Origin of the sequence: Mesorhizobium sp. B1-1-7 (assembly GCF_006442705.1) — a bacterium.
GTDB classification, from domain to species: Bacteria; Pseudomonadota; Alphaproteobacteria; order Rhizobiales; family Rhizobiaceae; genus Mesorhizobium; species Mesorhizobium opportunistum.
In genome coordinates this window covers 56534-63774 of sequence record NZ_VFWQ01000026.1, presented here as the reverse complement: position 1 = coordinate 63774, position 7241 = coordinate 56534, and the positions used below count along the sequence as shown (strand labels likewise).

At 63.3% G+C, this 7241-nt stretch carries 7 protein-coding genes and 1 pseudogene; 4 read left to right on the top strand and 4 right to left on the bottom strand.

Annotation, left to right across the window (positions count from 1 at the left end; all coding sequences use genetic code 11):
- Nucleotides 1-105: 105 nt before the first annotated feature.
- Nucleotides 106-386: pseudogene (locus tag FJ978_RS33530) on the bottom strand (hypothetical protein).
- Between the two features lie 248 nt (nucleotides 387-634).
- Here FJ978_RS33530 and FJ978_RS30490 point away from each other — a divergent pair.
- Nucleotides 635-1501 (top strand): SDR family NAD(P)-dependent oxidoreductase, encoded by an 867-nt coding sequence (locus tag FJ978_RS30490; protein WP_140576457.1) that lies wholly within the window; start codon nucleotides 635-637, stop codon nucleotides 1499-1501.
- Between the two features lie 3 nt (nucleotides 1502-1504).
- Here FJ978_RS30490 and FJ978_RS30485 read toward each other — a convergent pair whose 3' ends face one another.
- From FJ978_RS30485 to FJ978_RS30475, 3 genes are all read right to left on the bottom strand, one after another.
- The gene (locus tag FJ978_RS30485; protein ID WP_013894690.1) at nucleotides 1505-1930 is read right to left on the bottom strand and encodes a low affinity iron permease family protein; all 426 of its coding nucleotides are present in this window, start codon (nucleotides 1928-1930) and stop codon (nucleotides 1505-1507) included.
- A gap of 353 nt (nucleotides 1931-2283) precedes the next feature.
- Nucleotides 2284-2925 carry a DapH/DapD/GlmU-related protein gene (locus tag FJ978_RS30480; protein WP_013894689.1) on the bottom strand — a complete coding sequence of 214 codons (642 nt, stop codon included), beginning with the start codon at nucleotides 2923-2925 and terminating at the stop codon, nucleotides 2284-2286.
- Between the two features lie 73 nt (nucleotides 2926-2998).
- Nucleotides 2999-3514, bottom strand: a complete 516-nt coding sequence (locus FJ978_RS30475) for a CreA family protein (protein ID WP_140576454.1) — start codon at nucleotides 3512-3514, stop codon at nucleotides 2999-3001.
- Between the two features lie 209 nt (nucleotides 3515-3723).
- On the opposite strand from FJ978_RS30475, the gene FJ978_RS30470 reads away from it, so the two are divergent.
- The 3 genes from FJ978_RS30470 to FJ978_RS30460 all read left to right on the top strand — a co-directional run bounded on the left by FJ978_RS30470 (nucleotide 3724) and on the right by FJ978_RS30460 (nucleotide 7235).
- Complete coding sequence (locus tag FJ978_RS30470; RefSeq protein WP_140576452.1) at nucleotides 3724-4302, top strand: SCO family protein; 579 nt, start codon at nucleotides 3724-3726, stop codon at nucleotides 4300-4302.
- A 67-nt stretch (nucleotides 4303-4369) separates the two neighbouring features.
- Nucleotides 4370-5242, top strand: coding sequence for a 50S ribosomal protein L11 methyltransferase (locus FJ978_RS30465; protein WP_140576451.1), 873 nt, complete (start codon nucleotides 4370-4372; stop codon nucleotides 5240-5242).
- A 148-nt stretch (nucleotides 5243-5390) separates the two neighbouring features.
- Entirely contained in the window at nucleotides 5391-7235 is a 1845-nt protein-coding gene (locus FJ978_RS30460) for an aminopeptidase P family protein (RefSeq protein WP_140576449.1), read from the top strand.
- Nucleotides 7236-7241: the final 6 nt, after the last annotated feature.

Here is a 7241-nt window from a genome sequence, read left to right as displayed (position 1 = left end):
TGACGCAATTCCGGACGGAAAACCGCTTCACACTTTTCCTGGAATTGCTCTTTGTTTGACGCAATTCCGGACGGAAAGCCGCTTCACACTTTTCCTGGAATTGCTCTATCTGCGCATCGCTTTCAGCTTTTCCGCCACCGAAGCCGCCAGGTCGGCATAGCGCTCCTCCAGCCGCTCCGCCGCCTTGATGATCGAGAAATCGTGGCCGAACTTTTCCAACGCCATGCGCAGTTTCTCGACGAACTCGCCTGTTTCTCCAGCGCGGAAAACAGCGTCTTCACCTGCGCTTCGCTGATATCGGGATTGGCCAGCATCTGCGGCACCTCGCGTCCCATCTGGTCGCCGGTGGCGGTCTGTTCCTTCAAAATTGCAACCCAATCCGTCAATCGAAAAATCTCCATTTGTCCCGACAAAAGTCTCCTTTTGCCCCGGCAAAAACTCCTTTTTGCCCTGGCAAAAGTCTCCTTTTGCTCCGGCAAAAATTCCTTTTTGCCCTGGCAAAAGTCTCCTTTTGCCGAGGGCAGCATGCGCAGCCTCGACCGGCATGGTCAACCCGAGCACACGCTGACGGAGGCTTGCGCAAGCCCGTTGCGGCGCTAAGTTCGGCGCCATCGAAAGAAGGAACCCATCACCGATGATCCCCGACGCCGAAATCCAGACCGCCCTGCCCGCGCTTGCTCGGGGCAACACCGCCGTCATCACCGGCGCCGCCAGCGGCATTGGTCTGGCAGCGGCAAAGCGGCTTGCGCTGATGGGCATGAAGATCGTGCTTGCCGACATTGGTGGCGCGCGTCTTGACGATGCCTCCCGGGCGGTCTCCGCCATTGCCGGCGACGTCGCCGTGCTGGCCGTTGCCGCCGACGTCTCGAAGGCCGATGAGGTCGATCGTCTCGCCGACCGGGCATTCGGCGCCTTTGGCGATGTTTCGCTGCTGATGAACAACGCCGGCGTCGGCGACAATCCCGGCAGGCCCTGGGAGAACCGCGAGGACTGGAAGCGGCTCCTCGACATCAATTTCTGGGGCGTCGTGCACGGCGTCGGCGCCTTCGCGCCGCGCATGCTGGCGTCTGCCAGGCCGGGCCTGATCGTCAACACCGGCTCCAAGCAAGGCATCACGACGCCGCCCGGCAACCTTGCCTACAACGTCTCCAAGGCCGGCGTGAAGACCTTCACCGAGGGCCTGGCGCACGCCTTGCGCAACGAGCCTGGCGCACGCCTGTCGGCGCATCTGCTGATCCCCGGTTTCACCTACACCGGCCTCACCGAAGGCGCGACGGAAAAGCCGGCCGGGGCCTGGACCGGCGAACAAGTCATCGATTTCATGCTGGAATCGCTGGTCAGGGGCGACTTCTACATCCTGTGCCCGGACAATGACGTGGCGCGCCCGCTGGATGAAAGGCGCATGGCTTGGGCGATCGGCGACATCATCGAAAACCGTCCTGCCCTGTCGCGTTGGCACCCCGACCACAAGGATGCTTTCGCGGCCTTCATAAAAGGCTGACCGTCAAGCGGCCTGCTTCTTCGTCCCGCGCTTTTGCGCCACGGCCTTCTTCCCGGCCGTGGCGGCAATCTTCTGGTCATGCCGCCGTGCCGCCCGTTCGCATTTGGCGCGAATTTCCTCGACCTCGGACTCCGTCAGGTGCTCGATGCCAATGAAATGATTGTGAGCACGGCTCACCCGGATCAGTTCGTCGAGCTTGGCCTGAATTGCCGCGCCGTCACGGTTCTGGGTGTTCTGGATCAGAAACACCATCAGGAAGGTGATGATGGTCGTGCCTGTGTTGATCACCAATTGCCAGGTGTCCGAGAAACCGAAGTAGGGTCCGGTTACCGCCCAGACGACGACGATCAGGCAGCAGACGGAAAATGTTAGCGGCAGGCCGGTTACATGGGCGACCCAGTTGGCGATCTTGGTGAAATGCTTTTCCATGTCTCGGGATCCCTCGATTGCTGCCGCGATGAGAAACATCCGGCGGCCGTTTCGGGTTCCAACCGGGCGACAAATGCGTCAGGCGCAATTGAATACACGCAAAGCGGGCATGTGAGGGAAAACACGCCTTATCGGGTTAAATGTCATGGTGACCGTGCAGGCAAAAGTGCCTGTTCCTTCCGCTTCACGGCGGTTTACCTCCAGCCCCTTCCGCCGCGCCACCCCCGCATGGCGGAAGGGGTTTCAGTCCGGAGAGCACGGAAAATGGCAGCTTGCTTCGCAGCGCCGCCTCAGCCTGCGGATTGCCTCGCTCAACGGAGCGCGGAACTTCGAGACAACGGCAGGATGCCGGCCTAAAAGGCCTGGTTTTCCCAGCGATCGAGGAACGCCTCGATCGGCATCGCCTGAATGTCGGGAACCGCCCGGGCGAGTTTCTCGACCGGCCAGTCCCACCAGGCAAGAGCCTCGATCCGTGCCGCGACGGCGGCGGAAAAGCGTGCCCTGAGCGGCTTCGCCGGCATGCCGGCAACGATGGTGTAGGACGGCACATCATGGGTCACCACCGCATTGGCGCCGACGACGGCGCCGTTGCCGATGGTGATGCCGGGCATGATTACCGCGCCATGGCCGATCCAGACATCATGGCCGATGGTCACGGCTTTCGACTGCCGCCGGTCGCGGAAGGCGGCGTCGACGCCCAGCCAGCGGAAATACTCGTTCGGCCGATAGCTGACCTTGTGCTGGGTCAGTCGCTCGATCGGATGCTCCAGCGCGTTGATGCGGCTGTTGGCGGCGATCGAGCAGAATTTGCCGATGGTGGTGTAGATAGCCTCCGAATGGCGCTCGAAATAGGAGAAGTCGCCGACATTGACTTCCCGCAGCACCACCCGTTCGCCGATCGCGGCATAGCGGCCGAGCTTGCACGCCTTCAATTCCGCGGTCGGATGGATGCGCGGCTCGGAGTCCTTCAGCACGAGATCTTGGGAACGGTCCATGAGGGCGGCTTTACGTCAGAGCAACCACGCCCGCAAGCCGCGAACAATTGTCCGTCAGGCCAATCGCGCGAATCTATTTCGGCTTGCCTTTGCTCCACACCACGTTCTGGCCGTAGAGCGGCACTGTCGTGACCGACATCTTGGCCGAGCCATTCTGCACCTGACGCGAATGCGAGAGATAGATCAACGTATCGTTGGCCTTGTCATAGATGCGGTTCACCACCTGCTTCTTCCAGATCAGGCTGATGCCTTGCTTGAAAACCTCCTCGCCGCCCTCGCCCATGTCGATGTCGCCGATGGTGATCGGTCCGGTCTGGCGGCAGGAGATCGAGGAATCGGAGGGATCCTCGAACCAGTTGCCCTTGTGCAGGCGGTCGATGATGCTGCGGTCGAAATAGGAGACGTGGCAGGTCACGCCTTCCACCTTCGGATCCTTGATCGCCTCGACGATGATGTCGTTGCCGACCCAGTCGACGCCGACCTTGCCGACTTCCTCGGCGACGGCAGCGCCAGCGCCAAGCACGACACACGCGGCCAACGCGCCGAACAGTTTTCGCCCAATCCGTCCGCGCCCAATCAGTTCGAGCAAGTGGAGCCTCCTGCGGTTCGAGTTGCCGGTCTCAGGTGGGGCGAGGGCCAATGCATTGCAAGATGCGATCAAAACGCCGGGCACTGCCACGGCCGGTTGCGTCAACGCGGCATCTTTGCGTGTACCCGGTCGAACCGCTAAGACTGTCGGCCGAACAAGGGAGCGTGGCTTCGGCCAGCACCCGATGAAGTTACAGACGGACTATTCTGATGATGCGTTCTATCCTGGTCGGCATTCTCGTCCTCATGGCGGCCGGCATCGGCTGGCTGACTTTCGACTGGTATCGCGGCCACTATGGCGGCGAACCCTTCGGCGCCCCCTTCTCCCTGGTCGATCAGAAGGGCGCGCCGATCACCGAGGCCGCGTTCCGGGGCCAGCCCAGCGTCGTCTTCTTCGGCTTCACCCATTGTCCGGAAGTCTGCCCGACCACGCTGTTCGAACTCGCCGGCTGGCTGAAGACGCTCGGCGACGACGGCAAGAACCTGCATGCCTATTTCGTCTCCGTCGATCCCGAGCGCGACACGCCGGCGGTGATGAATGCCTATGTCAGCAATTTCTCCGACCGCATCATCGGCATCTCCGGCGATCCGGACAAGGTCCACGCCATGGCCAAGTCGTTCGGCATCTACTGGAAGAAGGTCGATACCGGCGACGGCGACTACACGATGGACCACACCGCCTCGGTACTGCTGCTCAACGGCAAGGGCGATTTCGCCGGCACGATCGCCTACGGCGAAAGTGCAAGCACCGCTGTTGAAAAACTGAAGCGCCTCGCGGCTAAGGGCTAGAGCTTGATCCCGAAAAGTGGAAGCCGGTTTTTCGGACAACATCACGCTCAAAGAGAAACTTAACCTGATGACCCAGACACGGCTCCATTTCACCACCGGCAAGGTCGAGGCCGAGCGCATTTTCGCGGCCCTTGAGATGGCCTTCGAGGATGAAGGCCTGCCGATCGCGGTGCTGGAGGTCGACGAAGACAAGGACATCCACGAAGTCTCGCTCTATGCCGACGGTGACGTCGACGCGATCGAGGCGCGGATGAAGGACATTCTCGCCGGCCTCACTCTGTCGAAGCCCGTCGAGCGCGAGGCGCTGCCCGACATCGACTGGGTGGCGCGTTCACTGGAAGGGTTGAAGCCGGTGCGCGCCGGGCGTTTCTTCGTCCATGGCGCGCATGACCGAAGGAAACGCCATAGCGGCGAACTCGCCATCGAGATCGAGGCCGGCCTCGCCTTCGGCACCGGCCACCACGGCACCACCTCGGGCTGCCTCGAAATGCTGGAATGGGTGGTGCGGCGCGAACACCCGCGCAATGCGCTCGACCTCGGCACCGGCAGCGCCGTTCTGGCGATCGCCGTTGCCAAGCTGGCGCATATTGCGGTGCTCGCCACCGACATCGATCCGGTGGCGGTAAAGGTCGCCGCCGCCAATGCGCGGCTCAACCACGTCAAGGCTCTCGTCGAGACGGTGACCGCGCCGGGCTTCCACCATCCGATCTTCGGCAGGCGCGCGCCCTTCGATCTCATCATCGCCAACATATTGGCGCGGCCGCTGATGCGGCTGGCGCCGCAAATGGCCGGGCACATCGCGCTTGGCGGCTCGATCGTGCTGTCGGGCATTCTCGAGCGCCAGCGCGACGCCGTCATTTCTGCCTATGTCGGCCAGAATTTTCGCCACGTGCGCACGCTGCACCGCGAAGGCTGGGTGACCATCCACCTCAAGCACTGAGGCACGCTCTTCGCGCGGCCGCTGGACCAAGCCCACTCGGTTGTCAGCCGGTTGTCAGCCAAGCGAGGCTGTAGCAGTTTGCGCCGCGGGAAATCGATTCCGATTTCCCAAGCCATAAGCTACGCTCGCACGTGCAAGGAGGCCCATCATGTTCCAGACCTTCGATTCCGCGGGCGACCCGGCAGTCGGCAAGCCGCGCGTGGCGCTGCTGCGCCAATGGCTGAGTGGAAATGGCCTCGACGGCTTCATCGTTCCGCGCGCCGACGAGCATCAGGGCGAATATGTCGCCGATCGCTCGGCGCGGCTGAAATGGCTGACCGGCTTCAGCGGCTCGGCCGGAGTCGCCATCGTCCTGCGCGACCGCGCCTTCATCTTTGTCGACGGACGCTACACGCTGCAGGTGCGCAGCGAGGTCGATCTCGACATCTTCTCGGTCGAAAGCCTGGTCGACAACCCGCCCCCGGTCTGGCTCAAGGACAATATCGGCAAGGGCGCGCGGCTGGGCTTCGATCCGTGGCTGCACACGGTCGGTGAGGTCAAGGCGCTGCAGGCCGCTGCCGACAAGATCGGCGCCGTGCTGGTGCCGCTGACCAAGAACCCGATCGACATCATCTGGAAGGATCAACCCGCGGCACCGGTGGCACCCGTCGAGTTGCACCCGATCGGCTTTGCCGGCGAACTTGCCAAGGACAAGCTGGCGCGGCTGGCGGCGGCGATCGGCAAGGACGGCGCCACTCATGCAGTGCTGACCGACCCCTCCTCCATCGCCTGGGCCTTCAACATCCGCGGCGGTGACGTGCCGCACACGCCGCTGGCGCTTGGCTTCGCCATCCTCGCTGCCGACGGATCGCACAAGCTGTTCATGGACAAGCGCAAGTTCTCGCGCCAGGTCGCCGCCTATCTGACCCAGTTCGCCGATTTGCACGAGCCCGACGAATTCGAAGCCGCCATCGTGGCGCTTGCCAAGGGCGGCGCCAAGATCGCGCTCGACCCGGTGTTGGCGGCCGACAGGCTGCGCATGCTGGTCGAGGACAATGGCGGCACCGTGGTTGCCGCGCCCGACCCGGCCCGCATCCCGCGCGCCACCAAGAACCAGGCCGAGATCAACGGGTCGCGCGCCGCGCATCGCCGTGACGGCGCGGCGGTGGCGAAACTGCTGTGCTGGCTGGAGCGCCAGAAACCCAGCTCCCTCGACGAGATCGCGGTCGTCACCCGGCTGGAGGAAACGCGCCGGCAGACCGGCGAGGAAACCCAGATGCCGCTGCGCGACGTCTCCTTCGACACCATTTCCGGCGCCGGGCCGAACGGCGCCATCATGCATTACCGCGTGTCGCGTGCCACCAACCGCAAGCTCAAGGCCGGCGAGCTGTTCCTGCTCGATTCCGGCGCGCAATATCAGGACGGCACCACCGACATCACCCGCACCGTACCCATCGGCCAGCCGACCGAGGAAATGCGCGAACGCTTCACGCTGGTGCTGAAAGGCATGATCAGCATTTCAACGCTGCGCTTCCCCGCCGGCACGCGCGGCTCGGAGATCGACGCCGTTGCCCGTATGGCGCTGTGGAAGCACGGCTGCGACTTCGCCCATGGCACCGGACATGGCGTCGGCTCATATCTCGCCGTGCACGAAGGCCCGCAGCGCATCGCCCGCACCGGCACCGAGAAACTGCTCGAAGGCATGATGCTTTCGAACGAACCCGGCTACTACAAGGAAGGCTCCTACGGCATTCGCATCGAGAACCTGATCCTGGTGACGCCAGCGGCAGAAATCGAGGGCGGCGACATCGCCATGCACGGCTTCGAGACGCTGACGCTGGCGCCGATCGATACCCGTTTGGTGCGCAGCGATCTCCTGACGCGCGATGAATTGCACTGGCTCGACACCTACCATGCCCGCGTGCTGGCCGAGATCGGCCCGATGCTCGACGGCGAAACGCTGGCCTGGCTGGAAAAGGCAACCGCGCCATTGCCGCACGACGCCAAGATTTGAGATGAG

Coding starts and splice junctions, on each gene's coding strand:
- FJ978_RS30470 (WP_140576452.1), top strand. CDS start 3,724: ATGATGCGTTCTATCCTGGTCGGCATTCTCGTCCTCATGGCGGCCGGC.
- FJ978_RS30485 (WP_013894690.1), bottom strand. CDS start 1,930: ATGGAAAAGCATTTCACCAAGATCGCCAACTGGGTCGCCCATGTAACC.
- FJ978_RS30480 (WP_013894689.1), bottom strand. CDS start 2,925: ATGGACCGTTCCCAAGATCTCGTGCTGAAGGACTCCGAGCCGCGCATC.
- FJ978_RS30490 (WP_140576457.1), top strand. CDS start 635: ATGATCCCCGACGCCGAAATCCAGACCGCCCTGCCCGCGCTTGCTCGG.
- FJ978_RS30460 (WP_140576449.1), top strand. CDS start 5,391: ATGTTCCAGACCTTCGATTCCGCGGGCGACCCGGCAGTCGGCAAGCCG.
- FJ978_RS30465 (WP_140576451.1), top strand. CDS start 4,370: ATGACCCAGACACGGCTCCATTTCACCACCGGCAAGGTCGAGGCCGAG.